This window comes from [Clostridium] scindens, assembly GCF_019597925.1.
In the GTDB taxonomy this organism is placed as follows: domain Bacteria; phylum Bacillota; class Clostridia; order Lachnospirales; family Lachnospiraceae; genus Clostridium_AP.
Genome location: NZ_CP080442.1, coordinates 2766449 through 2786525 on the forward strand (window position 1 = coordinate 2766449; position 20077 = coordinate 2786525).

The window sequence follows — 20077 nt, forward strand, 5'->3', positions numbered from 1 at the left end:
GCCTACATCAGGAACCGGAACCAGTTGAACAAGCCAACAAGACGGATTCGCTGTTCCCGCTTTTTAGTAAGTTCCTGCCTTTCGACCCCTTCCGGGACCTCATAATTCTCTTCATCCAGGACTTTTACAGAGTCTGCCTCATATGCTTCCATATAGCCCTTCAACTGACTGGTTACTTCCTTGCTGTCAACCACCAGCATCAGTTCCGTATCCAGATATGCGCTTCGCATGTCCATATTAAACGAGCCTACGATCGCCAGTTCATCTCCTATGGTAATGCTCTTTCCATGATAAGACACCCCGCCTTCATACTCCTGGATTTTAAGGCCCGTCTCCAGAAGCCTTCCTTTATTTTTCTGATAATCTGACGCTCCAAAAGGATTCCCGTTATTGGCGACCGAATTAGTCATCATGGTTACATTCGGATTTTCCTCGCAGATATCCGCAAATGACTGGTACATCCAGTCATTACAGATGACATAGGGCGTATGGATCGCCACTTCCTCATCCGTCTCTTCCATCAGCCGCTTCAGGGAATAGAACAGCGTCGGCTCTTTGGAGTATACATGGGTGGGGTTGTAAAGAAGCGTAATACGGTTCACCTCAAACGTACGCTCTGTATAGTCGCGCGCTTCCTCCATCTCCGGAAACTCCTGGATCATCTTCTGGTAACGCTTCTTTAATTTCTCCCTGGCCTGGGCTACTTTCTCTTTGGATGCATTCTTCGAATCATTATAAAAAGGCTTGCAGACATCCAGTTTCCAGACGGACTCAAAGTACGCTTCCAGCTGATGGATGGAACTTTCCTGATTTTCAGGTTCCGGCGTATAGACCAGCACATCCCTGTCATAATTCTTATATCCATGATCTCCCAGAAAATAATCATAGGTGTTCCTGCCTCCCAGCAGATAGAGGTCGTCATCTATGATCACATATTTGTCATGAAGCCGTCCCATGCTCTTCCAGGGCATCAGCAGATTGATCCGGTTGTAGATCCTGATCTCCACCTTGTCCATGGTGGACAGCGCCTGAAAATATGCATTGCCATCCATCTGCTGCAGCGCCGAGAATCCGTCCACCAGAATCTTTACATCCACGCCCCGGTCTGCCGCCTCGATCAATGCGGCGATCACGTCCTTTCCGCTCTTATCCGCATGAAAGTCAAAAGTGGACAGAATAATCCTGTCCCTCGCCTGTGCAAACATGTTCAACCGTTCTTTCAATCCCTCTTCATTATCTTCAATCACGCAGGCTCTGTCACAGGAAGCCTGATCCGAATAGCATTCCTTTGGGTCGAAGTTCTCCTGATATTCTTTGCTCACCTGGGGATGCCTGTTATAGGACAGTATGATTCCCAGAAGCACGTACAGAACAAATGCCAAAATAATAAATACCAAATATCTCAATTTAAACCTCAGTCTCTTTTTCAATGTGATTCCTCTTCTTCTGCTTCTTTTCGCATGCGCCTGTAAAACAGCACATATTTCGCCAATGTAAACAGCATAATCAGGCAGCAAAGGCCTATCATGGCCTTAGTCGCCATATCCGGCATCCCTGGTATCATAAGAAGAAGGAATATCATTACATAGGTGTATGCAGTGCATACCTTTCCATACCACTGGGCACCGTCCATATACCGTCCTTTTTTCATCATCAGGCCTCCCATGATGAGCATATAGCCTTCTTTGACAATATACAGCAGTACTACCGCACGCATCAATGGATAGCGAAAAGCCAGGCTTAGGATAACCGCCCCAAGAGTCAGTTTGTCCGCTATGGGGTCCAGTATCTTTCCCCATTCCGTAATCAGATCGAACCGCCTTGCGATCTTTCCGTCAAAGCAGTCCGTAAGCCCTGAGATTCCGATCACCGCGGCAGCCTTCATATAATCCGCTGTCCCGCTGGCGTTAAAATAGAGCCATAAGTATACAGGTATCAGTATGATCCTGAAGTATCCCATCAGATTCGGGACTGAAAAATATTCCCGCTTCCAGTCTTGTCTCACCGTACATTCATCCCTTCCAGCATTTGTCTTGCTTCCTGCACATAGAATAGGCGTCCGCCCTTCTCCGTCACATATTCCAGTTTTAGCCTGGCGCTCTCCTTCTCGCCAAGCCCGAGGTAAATTTCTGCCTCCTTAAAGTAAAATCCCACCTTGGTCCATGTCTGGGACAGGTTCCCATTCAGTTCCATCCGCTCCTGCAAGAACCGGAACGCAGCGGTATAATCCTTGTTCTCCAGCGCCCTGGTCAGATTATTGCTGGCGCACAGAATCTGGAAATTCTTCTTCTCCCTCTTATTCTGAGCAGTCTTTCTATAGGCCTCTTCCAGTTCCCGGACCTGCTGCCCCATGCCTCTTCGGAAATACAAGGAACTCATCAATATATAGTAATTCAGTTTAAATTTTCCTTTTAACTTATATACTTCCATCCTCTGGAACGTCTCCCATGCAAGTTCGAACTTCCCCTGGTAGTACTGGGCCATCGCCTGATTGCATAGGAGCCGGTTCTTATGCCAGAATCCGCCGCTTTTTAGAATACAGGCTTCATAAAGGAATGGATCGCAGTCCATCGACAGCGCAGACGAGATCTTTGACGTCCCGACCATAATAATCATCTCACAGATAACGAACAGAATCAGCGTCAAAAGAAGAAGGCCAAATCCCAATATAAAATATCCGTATCCTCCGATCAGCCATGTTATCCTGCTGTCGATTTTAAATAGCAGATAGAGGAAATGAAATGCTACAATGATCCATACCGCGATGCCAAGGCATTTACACTTCCTGTATTGCGCAAGCCGTCTTTTGACTTCCAGTTCCATATTCTCGTCCATATGTAAGCCTCCTGTTTTTAAGTAATGGTATTGCTTGAATTTATTTTTTCCTTTACTATACTTCTATTTTCATATTTTTGCAAGCTATACGTCTGCGCTAGGCCTGATAGACTGGATCTCCGCTATGACTTCCTAGTTCATTTCCTAAGTAATGTTTCTATAATAATATAGACACTATACATTTATACTAAAAATGGCTGATTTAACCAGCCATTCTTTTAATCTCTTCCCCCAAAACACGAATCCTATCCTGGAACAGGTTCTAAGTCTCATAAGGCGTAAAACTTACTTTGCTATAGATTCTGGATCTCGGAAAAGAATTGAATCATATCGCCACGCATATAGGATTCACAGAATTCGATCCTCGTATCCTGGCTCCAGGATATTCTCTCCACATGGAGCCCGGCGGTATTCTTCGGCGTTCCCATAAGTTCCTGCGGCCTCCCTTTGACAACCACGGCTTCAAACAGCCGATTGGCCCGATCCGGCCGTCTTCCAAAACTTCCCAGAGAATTATAAAGCCCATTCTCCTGCACCATCTCCCTGGTAAGCCCGGGGCATTCTTTATAAGGAATATAAGAAATAGGGACTACGGTAGGGATATCATCGTTATAAAATATCCTCTCTATTCGAAAGACCTGGTCGGATCCGCTCAATTCCAGCTGCCTTGCTACCTTCTCATGAGCCTGGATCACGTCAAAATTGATGATTTTCTTCACCTGCTTTGTCTCATTCATATCATTATCATAAAAACGGAATGATAATATTTCCTGCCCTACCTTCGGATGAGTGACAAAAGTGCCAAGTCCTTGTTTCTTACAGATATAGCCCTTGTTCTTCAGATCCTCTATTGCCTGCCTGACGGTCATTCGGCTGATGCCATATAATTCGCAGAGTTCCGTTTCCGTCGGAATCTTTTCATTGTACTTCCACTCCCCTTTGGCGATCTTTTCATACAGAATCTTGCTGAGTTGTTTGTAAAGAGGGATGTCGCTTGATATATCCAGCACTTTTATGTTCTCCCTTCGTTATAGAATATGCTTCCAGTTAATTCCATTATATCACATATTTTCTCACATTTAATGAATTTTATTTCTGGAAATAGGCTGCTGCCCCAAGTATGCCTCCCTCTTCCTGCAATTGCCCGATAGCGATATCTATTTTATATCCATCACATACGGTGGCGGTAATCCGGCTGCGGATATCGGATAGATGGTCGTTTAAAGCAGGTGCCGCTCCACCGCCAAGAATAATCAGATCCGGTGCATACAGGTAGATATACTGGTTCAATCCGGCCGCAAGATACGCGATATATCTGGCAGTCCCTAATTTCTGAAGCCCTTCGGCACAGCAGGTCCTCTCAAGACATCCACGGATGCCGCAGTAGCAATCCTCTTCCCCGTCGCCGCGCACTTTAATATGGCCTGCCCGGTGAATATATGCCGGGGAATCCGGTCTTCTTCCATTTTGGATAAATCCTACTCCCACTCCTGTCCCCAGGGTCAACATCAATACATTCCGGTAGCCCCTGCCCGCGCCATACAGGCATTCTCCATAGCAGGCCAGCTGCGCGTCATTTCCTACGCTGCAGGGAAGCCCCGCAGATTCTTCTATCTTTTTCTTTAAAGGATAGCCGCTGAAAAACTCTAGAAATGACCCGCAGCTTCCATCCATCCTTCCATCATCCGTATGGACAAATCCGCTGGCGGCAATCCCAACTCCTTTGGCCTTCCCGCCGGATGGAATTCTCTCTTCCATCCAGCGGATCATAGAAAGATTCTTTTCCAGAAATATTTTCTCATTCTTTTTTTCTGTCAGGAAAACTTCTTTTTGGCAGACTTTCCCTGCCGTGGTATCCACAAGCCCGATTTTTGTTCTTGTGCCTCCTATGTCTATTCCGATTACATATCCCATTTACTTTACCACCCATCTGTCTTTTGCGATTCTAAGCGACCTTCCAGGGACATACCCCTTCTTAATACAGCACTGATAAGGGATAATCTGTGCGAACAAAGAAAGCCCGATACAATTATACGCCCCGATATTCCAGAAAGGATAAGGAAAATCATGCCGAGCCCCTGACTTTTCCTTTCCAATATAAATGCTGCTTCTGGCTGCTTCCGCAATCTCGCTCCATATCTTTCCGGAACGCTGATCCGGCAGCACGTCAAAGTATACTGGCACTATAATATTGGATGCCAACTCGCTGTTATAGATGGAGCGGATAGGACCATGATAGAAACTATCCAGCACGCACACCCCTCCGCTGATAAACGCGATTTCTTCCAGCCACAGGGAAGCAGCCTTTGCGGTTCCCATCCCATATAGCCTGGACAGGAAGATACAGCTGTGGGCTTCCTTCAGTATCTGAATTTCTCCCGCCTGTTCCAAAATATCACCTTTATGCTCCTCCATCCATTCCAGCATGGCCAACACCTTATGACAGGCTTCTCCTTCCACCCATGCCGGATCCATCATGCTTACGCAGGCAAGGCCGCATAACGCCATGGACGAGTATGCCTTCAGGCAGATGCACGCGTCATAGGAGGCTATGTCATGAAGCGTCACCGTAGAGTTCTTTGCCAGCATGCTCTCCTGATTCATCGTAATCCCCACCAGCATGCAGTTTCTATCCCGCAGCAGGCAGGAAAGGTCATATACTTCCCTGCTTTCCCCTGACCTTGACATCACCACATAAACGGCGCGTGCATCCAGAAGTGCCTCATCATGCAGTAGTTCCGAGGTCTCAATCAAAGTCACATTTTTCTTCTTCCCAAGCAATTCGTAGTACATCGGCATCAGGGAGTTGTACGCGCTTCCCATGGATGTCAGCACGATATGGTCTGCTCCCTTAAATATGCCGGCAATCTGTTCTGTCGTCTTTCTTCCTTCCCCCAACAAATATGCCCAGACTTTTTTCAGTTCTGACGGCTGTTCCAGAACATTGGTCAAATATGCATCCATTATTTTATTCCTCCTGCTGTTAATCCTTTGATAAACCATTTCTGTCCCAATATAAAAATCAATATTACCGGCACCGTCGTGATTGCCGCCCCTGCCATAAGAAGCGGAACGTTCAGCTGGAACAGCCCCTGCATGGAGGTCAGTCCCACCACCAGCGTCCGCTTGGCCTCATCCTGCAGAAATATGAACGCGATCAGCATCTCATTCCACAGCCACATGGCCCCTACGATGGTTGTCGCCGACAGAGCCGGGGCAAGCAGGGGAAGGATGATCTTATGGAATAGCCGGAAGAACCCGCAACCGTCCATCATCGCCGCCTCCAGATAACTGCTTGAAATGGATGACATGAAACTAGTCAGCATATTCAATATGAATGGAAGGATCAGGCCGATATATATGATGATGACCGACGGAAAGCGATTGGTCATATTTAATTTTGCAAAAATCCTGAAAAGCGGGAAGAGCATGACCACTGAAGGAATCGACATCAGCGGAAATATCATATTTGCAAATATCTTCCTGCCTTTAAATTGGAACTTCCCTATGGCAAAAGCAGCCAGCGCCCCGAAATACACGCAGAATATAATTGGTATCACTGTTACAAGAAGGCTGTTCATAAATAATCTGGGGATGTCATACGCCTGGAACAGCTGGCTGTAGTTGTCAAACGACCAATGTGACGGCAGAGAAAAGATATTATAGACATACTCTTCTTTTGTCTTAAAAGAAGTGATCAACGTAAAAAATATGGGAATCAGGTCAATCAGTATGAATATTCCCACTGCCAGGGACAATAGCCATTTTATCATTCGGCTCTTTCTCACTTCTTACACCTCCTCGTCATGAAATACATGGGTCCGTACATAGGCCTGCACGCCAACCAGGCAGAACGTTACAAACAGCAGAATCACCGACAGCGCGGATGATAGACCGTAATTCACATACTTGGCACCCAGCTGGTATATATAAAAGTCCATAACATAGGTGCTGTTCATAGGTCCGCCCTTTGTCATCACGTAGATGTAATTAAACAGCCAAGACAGCATGTTGATCATACAAAGCACAAAGTAAAAGGAGACTACCGGCTTAATTTCCGGCAGCAGGATCCTTCTGGTAATCGTAAATAGTCCTGCTCCGTCAAGTCTTGCTGCTTCAACCAAGGACTCATCCACCGACATCAGCCTTGCCAGGATCAGCATTGTCCCAAACCCAAGTTCTTTCCAGATGATAACCGCCATCACCGCATAGAGGGCTGTGGAAGTCTGGCCAAGCCAGGCCTGCGCCAGCCCGCCCAGGCCTATCTTCTGCAATATCCCGTTAAGAAGGCCGTTCTCCCGCAGGATACAGTCGAACACGATTCCTGTCACAGTGATAGAGAATATGTAAGGAATCAGCATCAGTACCCGGTATATCCTCCAGCCCGGTATCTGGTTATAAAGCAATACCGCCAGAACTATGCCAAGGATGATCAGAACCGGAACACATATAAAAAACTTCAGATTATTGGTTACGGATTTCCAGAACAATTCATTCTTAAGTAGCAGGATGAAGTTTTCAAGCCCTGCGAAAGTCCGCTTGCGCCCGCTGATTTGGAACATGCTGTCATACAGGACCGTAATGATAGGATAAATAAATACGATCGCGATCATGAACAGCGAAGGGGCAAGAAAGCAATATGGCACCTTCTTTTCTTTCTCTCTCAATAGAATCACAATATTCACCTCTTTGGCAGGACCGCTGCCCGCCATCGGGGCAGCAGCCTGGCTGCTTATTCACAGTTTTTCGACCATTTCACAAAATTATCATACTCATCCGGGCTCATCTGCCTCCATTCCTTAGCCGTATTCTCAATCTGCTCTGCCGCCTCCTTGGCCGTCTTTCCTGACAGTACCATCTGAGCCGCCGCATAATTCCCCTGGCTGTTTACCATAGTCGGAATGTATAAAGATGGATAAATCGTGCTGTCTTCAAGCATATAATCCCAGAGGAACTTCTCTCCTTCAAGCTGGAGGGAGTCCGGATCGAATCTGTCATCTGCCGGGAAGTTCTTGGTCAGTTCATAGAACCGCTTCAACTGCTGAGGCTGGTGCGTAAATACCAGGAAATCTGCCGCTTCCTCTTTGTGCTGTGAAAACTCTGGTATCCCGAACGCCTGGCTCTGTACATTCTGTTTGCCGGCCATATCTCCGTCAGAGAACTCCGGAATTCGCATCACGCCTACCTTCTCGTCTCCGCCCATCTCTTCGATCCACTGCATTCCCTGTCCATTCGTCACAAGGCCCATGGCAGATTCTCCTCTCAGGAAGGATTCCCGCCCGGATGGGAAATCATTGGACATGGTAAGCGGGTTAATGTATCCGCTGTCATTTAATTCTTTCAATCGTTCCAGCCACAGCGTATGGGAATCTTCTGTAAAACTTCCCTCTTCTACCGCGGCACTTACAAATTCCTGCACGCTGTCATGGGCAGACGTGCCAATTGTGGCATACAGCCAAGGTGAATCAAATCCGTCCTTCATTCCTCCGATTTCGAAAGGTATGACTCCGCTCCCTTTGAGCTTCTCGCAGGCATCTTTGAATTCTTCCCATGAGGCAGGCGGATTCTCTGCATCCAGTCCTGCCTGGGCAAATATTTCTTTATTATACAGCATGATAATGCTGACCTGGTACCAGGGAACCGCCCAAGGCTGTCCATCCCAGGAGATGCCTTCCGTTCCCATCCAGTGCTCCATCTCATCTTCCGGAATCAGTTCCGTCAGGTCTGCAAGGCTTCTGTTCTCTTCATCCCAGACATACATCAGCGTGTATGTACCGGTCCAGAAGAACTGGATATCCGCTCCTTTTCCAGACTGTACCGATGTCTCCCACGCTGGAATCAGCTGATCCGATGTCTGCTGCACCATTTCAATCTTAATATCCGGATTCTCCTTCTCATAGGCATCCACCGTCTCTTCAAGCCATGCCTTGGAGCCGGGAACATCTTCCTCGCCCCACCACCACAGTGTAAGTTCCGTCTTGCCGCCGGATCCATCTTCTGCCTTCTCCTTGCCCTGGCAGCCGGATAGCATTGCCATAAACATTGCTGCTACAATCAACATACTGACAACTCTTTTCATATGCGTCCTCCTTTAATCATTATAACGTCATATTGTTATAATGATTATAACCTTTTGGATTATGGATGTCAATATGAATTTTCTTACAATAAAGCCTGCCGTTTCTATCTTCGCATATCGGCTTTTAGCCTTGTCCATGGCAAGCTCGGCCTGTCTTTTAAGAATTCTCTCAGATACTCGAACTGCGGATTCTTCTTCAGAAATTCCTCCGCATAAAATGGCATCCCGCAAGGACTTCCCCATCTGGCCCACAAACTCAGTTCCTTCGCGTCCGCACTGTCGGCGGTCACCGCATCCACTGCTCCCCTCGGCTGGAAGGGAACCGGCCTTCCCGGCTGGCTCATGTATGCCCTGTCATCCAGTTCATAATGGGCGCATACCGTTCGGGAGCATGGATTCTCCCGATCCAGGTATACATCGAAATGATCCGCCAGAATCTCCTGTGCGGCCAAATTGTCTATCCTCCCCTTATATTCTTCCAGAAGTCCGGGAAGGCGGACCTGTCTTGCTCCCTGATGCCGCCTGATATCCGCAAACCCGCTGTTCTCGCATTCCAAGTTGCGGATTCTCGGATCCAAAGGCGCATTAAAGCCTGCATAATATCCATCAGTAGTTCTGTCTATATGATAAAACTTAAGACCTGCTTCAAACCGCATGATCTCTCCAGTCTTAATGTCTCCTGCCAGCCAGGTATTGGCATACCCGCCGTTATTGTCCTCCCAGAAAAGTTCCACGAATTCATCCAGACTCCCTGCATACTGGGCGGCACGCCGGATACGCGCAAATTCCGGCGCGCCGTCGCAGTCATAAGCGTTGAATCCTCCAATGGTGGTCTCCGTTATCATAAGCCCTTTTCCTTCTCCAATCCGGGTCTCATAGAAGTCGGACAGGCTATGGATATATCCCGGACAGGACTGCATGATGAAACGGTTTCCATCTGCCGGAACCAGATCCACTACTACATTCATAGAATTGCTGTTCTCATACGGCGTAAAACTATTGTGTGCCATGACAATTCTTCCGTCAGCCGTATACGATCCAGTTGCTATAAATGCGCTGCAGTGATCTCCCGCTCCAGAAGAAAATCTTTTCAAGGTTCTTCCGCCTGCATGCCGGATGCCATGCTGCACGTCCAGGCTATCATAAAGTTCTGGCGCTGCGTTGGGAAACCAGGAACCGGTAAGTTCCTCATACCCATTCCACAGAATCAGATCATCTGGCGTCACCGGACAGTCTGGTATGACTTGCCGGACTCCCTGTACCATGCCCTGCATTTCTTCCAGAAATTCTTTGTAAGGCTTCCTGCATAGGTGCTCCTTCCATTTATGCAAAATACTGATCTTGCTGTCTTTCAAAAACTCCCACTCTATGCCAGTCTGGAGCATCACCAGCCGGGATGCCTCCCTTATGGCATCCCGGATTTCCCTGGCCAGAAGTTCTCCATAGGAAACGCCCCGTTCGAAAGGCTTTCCCTCGATATAGAGGAATTCCCATCCATCCTTAGAATACCGGTAACTCTTCCCGTCCCTCGACCATTCCTTCTTTTCCATATGCTCTCTCCCGTCACGATTATAATTACTTCTGATATAATTTCCAAATCTGCCAGTTCCAATTCATTCTCCTTTTCAGAGAATCCATACCTTTATTTATTTTTTCAGAACTCTCTAAGCCGTAACCTCATGAAAAGCGAGAACAGGCCAGTAAAAGGTTATTCAAAACCTGGCTTGGAAACCTGGAATAAGAATGGACCTCTTCACTTCAAGGCAGAAATTTTTTTATGCTCTGTGCTTAATATAATAAATTCTGCTCAACATATGGTATAATGTTGTCTCAATATAATATTTTTCATAGGATAGGAGAACAGCCGTATGAATATTAAAGAAAAGATGCACAGCGGGGAATTATATTACCCCGGAGATGAGGCGCTGATGAAGGAACAGCTGGCATACCTTGATAAATTATATGATTTTAATATGACGCGCCCCACGGAGCAGGAAAGAAGAAAAGAAATGTTGAAAGAAATGTTTGCTGAAATTGGGGAAGACTGCTACATCGAGCCACCTCTGCATACAAACTTCGGTGGCAGGCATGTGCATTTCGGCCATAGCATCTATGCCAATTTTAACCTGACGCTGGTGGATGATACTCACATTTATGTAGGGGACTATACCATGTTCGGCCCCAATGTGACGGTTGCGACTGCAGGTCATCCTATCTGTCCTGAGTCCAGGCAGGAAGGATATCAGTATAATTTCCCCGTACACATTGGAAGAAACTGCTGGATTGGCGCCGGCGCCATTATTGTGCCCGGCATCACCATCGGCGACAACGTTGTGATTGGCGCTGGCAGCGTGGTTACAAAGGATATTCCTTCGAATGTCGTTGCGGTGGGCAACCCCTGTCGGATCCTGCGGGAAATCGGCGAGTACGACCGGGAGTACTACTTCAAGAACCGGAAGTTCCCGCCTGCAGATCGGCCTTAATATTGAAATGGAGAATACCTCACAAGTATTCTCCATTTTTCAAAATCGGATGAGATTTAACCCTCATTTATTTCTGCACGATATTAATGATTTTCTTCGGCACATAGATTTCTTTTACAATCGTGCCCGTCAATTTGTCTGCCACTGCCTCTTTTCCTGCGGCAATCGCATCTTCCTTGGAAATGTCCGCTGCCACGGAAATGACTGCTCTTGTCTTGCCATTAATCTGTACCGGCACTTCGATCTCGTCATCTTTCATGGCTTCCATGTCATAAGTCGGCCATCCGGCTGCGAACACGCTGCCCTCATGTCCCAGCTGCTCCCAGATTTCCTCCGCGATATGGGGGGCGAATGGGGAAAGCAGCACTGCCATTGTAGACAGGGTCTCCTTATCGATCGCGCCTTCCTTCTTGGCAATCTCGATCAATTTATTGTTGTGCTCCATAAATCCTGAGATCGCTGTATTCAAACTGAAGTTTTCCAAACGGGTTGTAATATCATACACCAGTCTATGGCGCTCCTTGATCATTTCCTTGGTAGCCTTGACATCCGCATCCTTGCTGTCCATCACAAGATTCCAGAGACGCTTCAAGAAACGGTTTACGCCGTCGATTCCTCTGTCATCCCATTCTGCGTCCAGTTCTGGAGGGCCTACGAACAGTTCGTACATCCGGAGGGAATCGCATCCGTAGTCTCTTACCAGATCATCCGGGGAAACCACGTTTCCTTTGGACTTGCTCATCTTGATGCCATTCTTGCCGGTGATCATTCCCTGGTTGAACAGTTTATGGAACGGCTCGTCAAAGTCGATCGCTCCGATGTCATATAAAAATTTGGTATAGAAGCGGGAGTACAGAAGGTGAAGTACCGCGTGCTCTACGCCGCCAATATACATATCTACCGGAAGCATCTCGTCTGCCTTTTCTCTGGAAACCAGTTCCTTGTCATTGTGATTATCCACATAGCGCAGGAAATACCAGGAAGACCCTGCCCACTGAGGCATGGTGTTGGTCTCTCGCTTGGCAGGCTTTCCACATACCGGGCACTTGCAGTTCACCCACTCGTCAATTCCAGCCAGTGGAGATTCTCCGGTTCCAGTAGGCTCATAGGATTCTACCTCAGGCAGGCGAAGCGGAAGTTCTTCTTCCGGTACCGGAACGGCTCCGCAGTCCGGGCAATGCACGATCGGAATCGGCTCGCCCCAGTATCTCTGGCGGGAGAATACCCAGTCACGCAGCTTGTAGTTCACGGTTGCCCGGCCAAGTCCGCGCTTCTCGATGATATGCGGCGCCTCTTTCTTAAGTACCGCGGATTCCATGCCATTCCATTCTCCGGAATTGATCATAGTTCCTGCCGCTTCTGTATAGGCTTCTGTCATATTTTCGATTTCCTTGCCGTCCTTGGCGATAACCTGGACGATCGGAATTCCAAACTTGGTTGCAAATTCAAAGTCACGGTCGTCATGAGCGGGAACGCACATGATAGCTCCTGTACCATAATCCGCCAGAACGTAATCGGACAGCCAGATTGGCGTCTTCTCCCCGTTCAGCGGGTTGATCGCGTAACTTCCGGTAAATACGCCGGTCTTTTCCTTATCCTGCATACGGTCTACGTTAGACTTCATGGACGCATCGTAGATATACTTCTCTACCGCCTCTCTTGTCTCATCCGTAGCCAGGCTCTTGGAAAGTTCGTGCTCAGGCGCAAGTACCATGAAGGTAGCGCCATAAAGGGTATCTGGCCTGGTGGTATAGACCGTGATTTTTTCTTCTCTTCCGTCAATTGGGAAATCTACTTCCGCGCCATAGGACTTTCCAATCCAGTCTGCCTGCATCTTCTTAACCTTCTCCGGCCAGTCCAGCTTGTCTAAGTCGCTGAGCAGACGCTCCGCATACTTGGTGATCCGCAGCATCCACTGGCGCAGGTTCTTCTTGGTCACGTCCGTGCCGCAGCGCTCGCATTTGCCATTGACAACTTCCTCGTTCGCCAGGCCGGTCTTGCAGGATGGGCACCAGTTGATCGGGAATTCCTTCTCATAAGCAAGGCCTTCCTTGAACATTTTTACGAAGATCCACTGGGTCCATTTATAGAATTCGGGATCTGTAGTGTTCACTTCCATATCCCAGTCATACAGGGCCGCGATCTCATTAATCTGGCGCTTGATGTTCTTTACATTCTCTGCTGTGGAGATTGCAGGATGCACGCCCATCTTGATGGCATAGTTCTCAGCCGGAAGTCCGAATGCATCCCATCCCATCGGATGCACGATATAGTATCCTTGCTGCAGCTTATATCTGCTCCATACGTCAGAGATTACATATCCCCTCCAATGTCCTACATGAAGGCCATTTCCCGACGGATACGGAAACATGTCCAGACAGTAGTACTTTTCCCTCTTATTCCCCTTTTCGTCAGCCTTAAGGTTGACTGGATTCTGCTCCCATCTTTCACGCCATTTTTTCTCGATTGCCTTATGGTTATAAGGTACGTTTGACATTATTCTTTCCTCCTGCTCTTTTGATATATTAAGGCCCATCGGCCTTGTCAGCATACCTGCTTTCTTAGAAAAAGCCTTCTCATCTCGCAAGAGACGAAAAGGCCTGAACTTCCGTGGTACCACTCTTTTTCACCCGTACTGATAAAATACGGATGCACTCATTATCTTCTGTAACGGGAAGGCCCGCTTCTGCCTATACGATCATACAGGGTTCAGCAGAAGAACTCCGAGGCGAGTTGGGAGATTACGCTTGCTGCCTTGCACCATCCGGCAGTTCTCTGTAAAACGGTAGGCTCTTACTACTCCTCATCTTCGTTTCTACAATATTCTTACTTATTATATGAAGAATGTTAAAATAAGTCAAGTCCTGATTTTAGGGTTCCTGAAAAACTTATTTTTTGTAGTTGTTCACGCCTTGGCTTTAGTGTATAATAAACATAAGTAAATGGTACTGAAAACTTCAGTATAATATGATACATAAAGGAGAGGTTTGCCATGGTAAATTTATTAACAGGCCCAAAAGGCACCGGAAAGACACAACAAATGATTGAGCAGGCTAATCAGCAGGCGAAAAGCTGTAACGGAAACGTAGTTTTTATCAAAAAGACGCATCGCGACACTGCAAGTGTTGCATTTGATATCCGTACGATCTGTATGGATGATTTTCCAGCAATTGAAAATATTGACGAGTATATCGGCTTTTTATATGGCATGTACAGTTCCAACCATGATATTGAATGTGTATTCATCGATGGAATACTGAAGCATGCCGATATTTCTTTAGGCAACATGCCAGAATTCATTGAGCGCCTTAAGAAGATTTCAAAGGAATGCGACATTGAATTCTATGTAAGCATCAGCGCCAACAAAGAAGATTTATCTGGTATTGACCAGACAGGCTGCCAGTATCTGAACTAGAACAACCGGCAAATACACGAAGCGAATGGAAATGCAGGGCGGTCCAGTGATGGACTGCCCTTTTACGGTATGAGAAAATGAGTGGAATCAAAGAACAAAAAAAGAAAAAGGGCCAGGCGTCAGAAGTTAAAAAGGCTTCGAGTGATGCTGTGTGCTCTTTTTTCTGTATTGGCATGTATTATTATCGTCGTAGGAATATGGATGGCCACATCCAAAGATACAAAGCACAAAAAATCTGTAGAAACCAGCGCCAAATCAGGAAAAGCAAAGATTGACACCTCCGGCGTGGAGGTAAAGAAACTGGTGATAGATACGGAAGAAGTCAAAGATAAAAAAGCATCTGTCACGCTCACGGTCAGTTCTATCGGCGACTGCACGCTGGGAACAGACGTGAATTTTAATCAGGATACCAGCCTGAATGCCTATTACAACGCGCAGGGGGCAGATTATTTCTTCCAGAATGTCCGATCCATCCTGTCTGAAGACGATTTGACCATCGTAAACATGGAAGGTACCTTGACTGATTCCGACCAGCGCGAGAATAAGACTTACGCCTTTAAGGCTCCTCCGGAATATGCCTCCATCCTATCCGGCAGTTCGGTGGAAGCTGCCAATCTGGCGAACAACCACAGCCATGACTATGGCGCGCAGAGTTATACCGATACCATTGCCGCTTTAGAAGGCGCAGGCGTATCCACATTTGGAGACGATCGGGCCAAGATTCTGGAGATCAAGGGCGTAAAGGTAGGGCTTACAGGCATCTACGAGCTTGCCGACCACCTGAAGAAAAAGCAGCAGGTAAAAGAAAATATTGCCGCCTTAAAGGAAACTGGCGCGCAACTGATAATCGTGAATTTCCATTGGGGAATTGAACGGGAATATCTGCCAAACGATACGCAGAAAAAACTGGCCCACTTAGCCATCGATGAGGGAGCCGACCTGGTGATCGGCCACCATCCCCATGTATTGCAGGGCGTTGAGAAGTATAAAGACAAATATATCGCCTACAGTCTTGGAAACTTCTGCTTTGGCGGCAACTCCAACCCGGAAGACAAGGATACGATGATCTTCCAGCAGACATTTACGTTTAAAAAAGGAGTGGTTCAAAAGAACGATGACATCCAGATGATTCCCTGCTCCTTGTCCTCTGCCACTGGATATAATGACTATTGCCCGACTCCGCTGGAAGGCGACTCTAAACAGAGAGTCCTTGATAAGATTGAAGAATACAGCAAAGACTTATAGATGGTGGTATAAAAACTCATAAAGCATAATCATCAGAGGCATGGTTGCAATACAGAAGATTACGGACATGACATTGATCACGCTGGCATAGCGGGCATCCTTGTCATAGATCTGCGCCATCTGCGTAATCATAGTGGCTACCGGCGCCGATGTACACAGCAGGACCACCATCAATATGTATTCGGCATCTTTATGAAGCCATATGCGGCCTATGAGCACGAAGGCAATAGTCGCCAGCGCCGGAATCGCGATCAAGCGGATAAAGCTGATAAGATAAGGCCGTTTCTGCCTGAATACCCAGCAAAGATCCACGTTGCCGATGACCATGCCGATAACCAGCATGCTGGCCGGGCTGATCATATTGCCGAAACTGCTGACGCAGCTGCCAATTACCACCGGGAATTTTATCTGCGTCGCAAACAGGAATCCTCCTATCAGCATTGCGATTATATTCGGATTCAGTATGATCTTCTTATAATCTCTCTGTGCCTCCTGGCTTACCAGTCCCCGGCCATGGGTCCACAAAAGGACGGTCTGCACCACAATGAACGCCGTGGTGTAGAACACCCACTCCTGTCCCAGGACGGATGCTACCAGGGGGATCACCAGAAATCCCGAATTGGAATAGATGATTGAGGCCTTTTCAATGCTGTTGAAGTGCAGCGGCCTCTCCAGGACTTTCGTTAAAATAATCATGGCGGCATGAACACCAGCCGCCACAACGATCGCTATCAACAGTCCCTCTACCTTATCCTTGGTCAATTCGATCTGAAATGAATTTACAATAATACAAGGCGAGCAGATATAGACGACCATATTGGACAGAACCTTGCTGTCTTCCGTCCGAAACAGGCCGATCTTGACGACGGCGTAACCTACCGCCATCGTCAGGAACATCGCCATAATCTGTTCTGCTAATAACATACTTATTTCCATTACTCTTTTTCTTCCTTGTCTACTATACCGTCAAATTCCAGAGACATAACAAGGTTTGCCTTCTTATCCTCTTTGTACTCTATCGTTACTTCCTGCCCTGGCTCGCATCTTACCACATCAATAAAATCTACTACGGATGCATCGAAAATATCCTCCGAATTCTCCAGCATGAGGTAATAATGAGAAGTTCCCTCTATGACTCCCTGGGCGATCTTGGTAATCTTTCCGGTAATCGTCTTGACTTCCCTGGTGTCCTTTTCCACTTCTTTTACGCCATTGCTGAACAGCAGTTCCAGATAATTTTCCTCGCATTGGCTTACGCTGTCGCCGATAGCGACAATCTGGTATTTCTGTACATTCACCATCGCGTATTTCTTTACCAGGCCTGAATCATCCTTGAGGGCGATAAAATATGTCGGCTCATCGGATATATTGAGCAGCAGCGGGAAGGTGGCCGTGTACTTCAGGTTCTGCACCTGGCCTTCTGCCGAGGACATGGCGGAAGCCTCCGTCGCCCCTTCTACTTTATAGTACTTGGTCTCCATGGTCCTTTGATTGGATAAGACGAATCCTACATTCGACTGGTCGCCATTAACGGAAGTCACGCCCGTGTACATCCATACGTCATCATCCTGAGCAAGATAGTTGTATCCGTCCGTAGTCTTAAGACAGTCCTTCTGGCTTAAGATGCTGTTGAAAAAGCCATGCTTCAAGGTTCCGTAATAATCGAACAGCTGTACCAGCAGGTCTGCGGAATAAGCCCGGTCCACCCACTGGGGAACGTCATCAATATCATAAGTCTTCGTCTCTCCGGTAATGGCATTGCAAAGCACTACTTTGCCCACCGTCTCTCCGCCGAAAAGGCCGATATTGTATTTTTTCACGGGAGCGATCCAGTATGGAATGCCCTTCTCATCAATCTCAAAGCTCAGTTCCCCATAAATATACGTAGGATGCGCAAAACGGAGATGACGATAGATATTCCGGTTCAGATGCTCGCTGGTAGTATATTTTATGCCTTCATCCAGTTTTACAAGTTCTGTAGACTGGGTGGCCATGTTAATCCTGATATAAGCGGGTATACCATTGGAACGGTTGGTAAACCATTTGATCAGGTTTGCGTACTTTAATGGAGATACCCGGACCGGATTGCCCTGATAGTTAATCTGGCTGTAGATGTCGTCCGCCTCAAACTGGGACACCATATCCACCATGCTGCCCATCTTGCGGTCACCAAGAATTTCCGCGGTATCCTTATCAAGAAGCGGAATCTTATCAAAAGAAAGTTCTTTTATATCTTCCGTAAATTCCCCTTCTTCTACTTTCATCAGCTTCTGATATTTCTTGGCATTGACGATTGGGGAAGACAATAAGGATCCCACCAGATAGATGATTCCTAATCCCAGGATCGCAAAGCCAAAAAACTTCATTGTCTTGCTTGTGCGCAGCTCGGCCTTTCCAATTTTCTTGCGGACCGCATAAATAACTGCCACCACCACCAGCAAAAATATAATAAAAAACCAGGTGTCAGAAGAGTGGATATTGAATGCGGGCAAAGCAACATAGTAGTATAGTCCTGCCGCCAATATGACCACGATCGCAATTAGTAACTTTCTTTTTCCTTTCATAATACCTCCTAAAATTTCCTGTTCCATGCGGAAGCCGTAAACAACATCAGGAACGGGAATATCTCCAGACGTCCTGCCAGCATGTCAAAGCAGGACACGATCTTAGACAGCGGTGAAAACTCTGCAAAGTTTCCTACCGGTCCAACATCCGCGATTCCAGGGCCAATATTGTTTAATGTTGCCAATACAGAACTGAACGTAGTGCCAAAGTCCAGATTGTCAATCGAGACAAGAAGCACCGATCCAACAACAATTCCAGCATACGCCATCAGATAGACATACAGGCTTCTGAGGACATCTGCTCCCACCTTCTTGTCATTTACCCTGATAATGCTGATAGACTTTGGATGCACCATCTGCTTAATCTCGCGCTTGATACATTTCAATACCATCAGGAATCTGGATACCTTGATGCCGCCTCCCGTAGAAGACGCGCAGGCGCCTATCACCATCAGCATCAGCAAGATGCACTGGGACAGCATCGGCCAGGCGTTATAGTCTGCCGTCGCATATCCCGTTGTGGTGATGATCGATGCTACCTGGAATAAGGCGTAACGGAACGCCTTCAGCGGATTTGGATACTGGCCGCTGATATTCAGGGTGATCACCGCCACCGCCGCAAGGATGATTCCTAAGTATGCCCGGAGTTCTTCATTCTTCCATACCGGCTTAAAATCCCTGATCAGCAGGAAGAAATACAGGTTAAAGTTGATTCCGAACAAAATCATAAAGATGGAGATCACGCCATCGATATAAGCGCTGTCAAAATGGCCTACGCTGGCCGCATAATTGGAAAAGCCCCCCGTTCCGGCTGTTCCAAATGCATGGATCAGGCTGTCGAACATATTCATTCCGCCAAGCAGAAGCAGAATAACTTCAATCAGCGTCAGCCCCAGGTACATGCCATATAGTATTCTGGCAGTGGACATGGTCCTTGGCACCAGCTTATCCTTTTCCGGTCCCGGAACCTCCGCCCGCATCAGATACATGGAATTCCTTTTATCCAGGGTTGTCAGCACCATGACAAACACCAGCACGCCCATACCGCCGATCCAATGGGTAAAGCTTCTCCAGAACAGCATGCCCTGCGGCAAGGCTTCTACATCCGTAAGAATGGAGGACCCTGTCGTGGTGAAGCCGGATACCGTTTCAAAGAATGCATCCAGATAACTCGGTATGCTTCCTGAAAGAGTAAATGGCAGGGCTCCAAACAATGACCATAAGATCCAGGCGCTGGCGACGATCACCATCCCCTCTTTTCCATATATGGTTCTCTTCTCAGGCTTCTTCATTCCTACCAGCAGATAGATCACTATCAGTATGCCGGAAGGTATTAGAAAGTATACCCCGCTGAATTCTCCATAAATCAAAGAAACAAGAGCAGGGAGCAGCAGCAGGATTGCCTCTACCCCCAGCATTTTGGCCAGTATGTATCGTATCATTTTCGTATTCATAA

General features: G+C 47.2%; 17 protein-coding genes and 1 other annotated feature. Of the genes, 3 read left to right on the forward strand and 14 right to left on the reverse strand.

All coding sequences use genetic code 11. The features are described from left to right. Positions 1–2: 2 nt before the first annotated feature. From K0036_RS13230 to K0036_RS13275, 10 genes are all read right to left on the reverse strand, one after another. Positions 3–1430: a phospholipase D family protein gene (locus K0036_RS13230; protein WP_220429942.1), complete on the reverse strand. Its 1428-nt coding sequence runs from the start codon at positions 1428–1430 to the stop codon at positions 3–5. After that, positions 1427–2005 carry a CDP-alcohol phosphatidyltransferase family protein gene (locus K0036_RS13235; RefSeq protein ID WP_220429943.1) on the reverse strand — a complete coding sequence of 193 codons (579 nt, stop codon included), beginning with the start codon at positions 2003–2005 and terminating at the stop codon, positions 1427–1429. Before K0036_RS13235 ends, K0036_RS13230 begins: the two co-directional genes overlap by 4 nt. Beyond that, positions 2002–2835, reverse strand: coding sequence for a hypothetical protein (locus tag K0036_RS13240; RefSeq protein WP_025642891.1), 834 nt, complete (start codon positions 2833–2835; stop codon positions 2002–2004). Before K0036_RS13240 ends, K0036_RS13235 begins: the two co-directional genes overlap by 4 nt. Before the next feature lie 293 nt (positions 2836–3128). Continuing rightward, positions 3129–3845: a GntR family transcriptional regulator gene (locus K0036_RS13245; protein ID WP_220429944.1), complete on the reverse strand. Its 717-nt coding sequence runs from the start codon at positions 3843–3845 to the stop codon at positions 3129–3131. A gap of 79 nt (positions 3846–3924) precedes the next feature. Continuing rightward, positions 3925–4749: an ROK family protein gene (locus K0036_RS13250; protein WP_220429945.1), complete on the reverse strand. Its 825-nt coding sequence runs from the start codon at positions 4747–4749 to the stop codon at positions 3925–3927. Then, positions 4750–5799: an SIS domain-containing protein gene (locus tag K0036_RS13255; RefSeq protein ID WP_220429946.1), complete on the reverse strand. Its 1050-nt coding sequence runs from the start codon at positions 5797–5799 to the stop codon at positions 4750–4752. After that, positions 5799–6623 carry a carbohydrate ABC transporter permease gene (locus K0036_RS13260; RefSeq protein WP_220429947.1) on the reverse strand — a complete coding sequence of 275 codons (825 nt, stop codon included), beginning with the start codon at positions 6621–6623 and terminating at the stop codon, positions 5799–5801. The genes K0036_RS13255 and K0036_RS13260 overlap by 1 nt, the downstream gene beginning before the upstream one ends. Before the next feature lie 3 nt (positions 6624–6626). After that, positions 6627–7511, reverse strand: coding sequence for a carbohydrate ABC transporter permease (locus K0036_RS13265; RefSeq protein ID WP_220429948.1), 885 nt, complete (start codon positions 7509–7511; stop codon positions 6627–6629). 56 nt (positions 7512–7567) lie between these two features. Further along, on the reverse strand, positions 7568–8914 hold the full coding sequence (locus tag K0036_RS13270; protein WP_220429949.1) for an ABC transporter substrate-binding protein: 1347 nt from the start codon (positions 8912–8914) through the stop codon (positions 7568–7570). 104 nt (positions 8915–9018) lie between these two features. After that, positions 9019–10464: a C45 family autoproteolytic acyltransferase/hydolase gene (locus tag K0036_RS13275; RefSeq protein WP_220429950.1), complete on the reverse strand. Its 1446-nt coding sequence runs from the start codon at positions 10462–10464 to the stop codon at positions 9019–9021. A 318-nt stretch (positions 10465–10782) separates the two neighbouring features. Between K0036_RS13275 and K0036_RS19585 the strand changes: the two genes are divergently transcribed. Further along, positions 10783–11397: a sugar O-acetyltransferase gene (locus K0036_RS19585; RefSeq protein WP_220429951.1), complete on the forward strand. Its 615-nt coding sequence runs from the start codon at positions 10783–10785 to the stop codon at positions 11395–11397. Positions 11398–11464: 67 nt separating this feature from the next. Here K0036_RS19585 and leuS read toward each other — a convergent pair whose 3' ends face one another. Beyond that, a complete protein-coding gene (gene leuS / locus K0036_RS13285; RefSeq protein ID WP_220429952.1) occupies positions 11465–13894 on the reverse strand; it encodes a leucine--tRNA ligase in 2430 nt (809 codons plus the stop codon). Positions 13895–13980: 86 nt separating this feature from the next. Then, positions 13981–14216: a binding site (T-box leader), on the reverse strand. Between the two features lie 173 nt (positions 14217–14389). On the opposite strand from leuS, the gene K0036_RS13290 reads away from it, so the two are divergent. Together K0036_RS13290 and K0036_RS13295 are read left to right on the forward strand one after the other, a co-directional pair. Then, complete coding sequence (locus tag K0036_RS13290) at positions 14390–14812, forward strand: hypothetical protein (protein WP_025642887.1); 423 nt, start codon at positions 14390–14392, stop codon at positions 14810–14812. Positions 14813–14893: 81 nt separating this feature from the next. Next, positions 14894–16057, forward strand: coding sequence for a CapA family protein (locus tag K0036_RS13295; protein WP_259283307.1), 1164 nt, complete (start codon positions 14894–14896; stop codon positions 16055–16057). On the opposite strand, the gene K0036_RS13300 is transcribed toward K0036_RS13295, so the two are convergent. Genes K0036_RS13300 through K0036_RS13310 form a run of 3 tightly spaced genes read right to left on the reverse strand, consistent with a single transcriptional unit; the run spans position 16052 to position 20075 of the window. After that, positions 16052–16993, reverse strand: coding sequence for an AEC family transporter (locus K0036_RS13300; RefSeq protein WP_220429953.1), 942 nt, complete (start codon positions 16991–16993; stop codon positions 16052–16054). The genes K0036_RS13295 and K0036_RS13300 overlap by 6 nt on opposite strands. After that, the gene (locus K0036_RS13305) at positions 16993–18621 is read right to left on the reverse strand and encodes a CvpA family protein (RefSeq protein WP_044955283.1); all 1629 of its coding nucleotides are present in this window, start codon (positions 18619–18621) and stop codon (positions 16993–16995) included. Before K0036_RS13305 ends, K0036_RS13300 begins: the two co-directional genes overlap by 1 nt. Positions 18622–18629: 8 nt before the next feature. Then, positions 18630–20075 (reverse strand): TrkH family potassium uptake protein, encoded by a 1446-nt coding sequence (locus tag K0036_RS13310; protein ID WP_220429954.1) that lies wholly within the window; start codon positions 20073–20075, stop codon positions 18630–18632. Positions 20076–20077 lie beyond the last annotated feature (2 nt).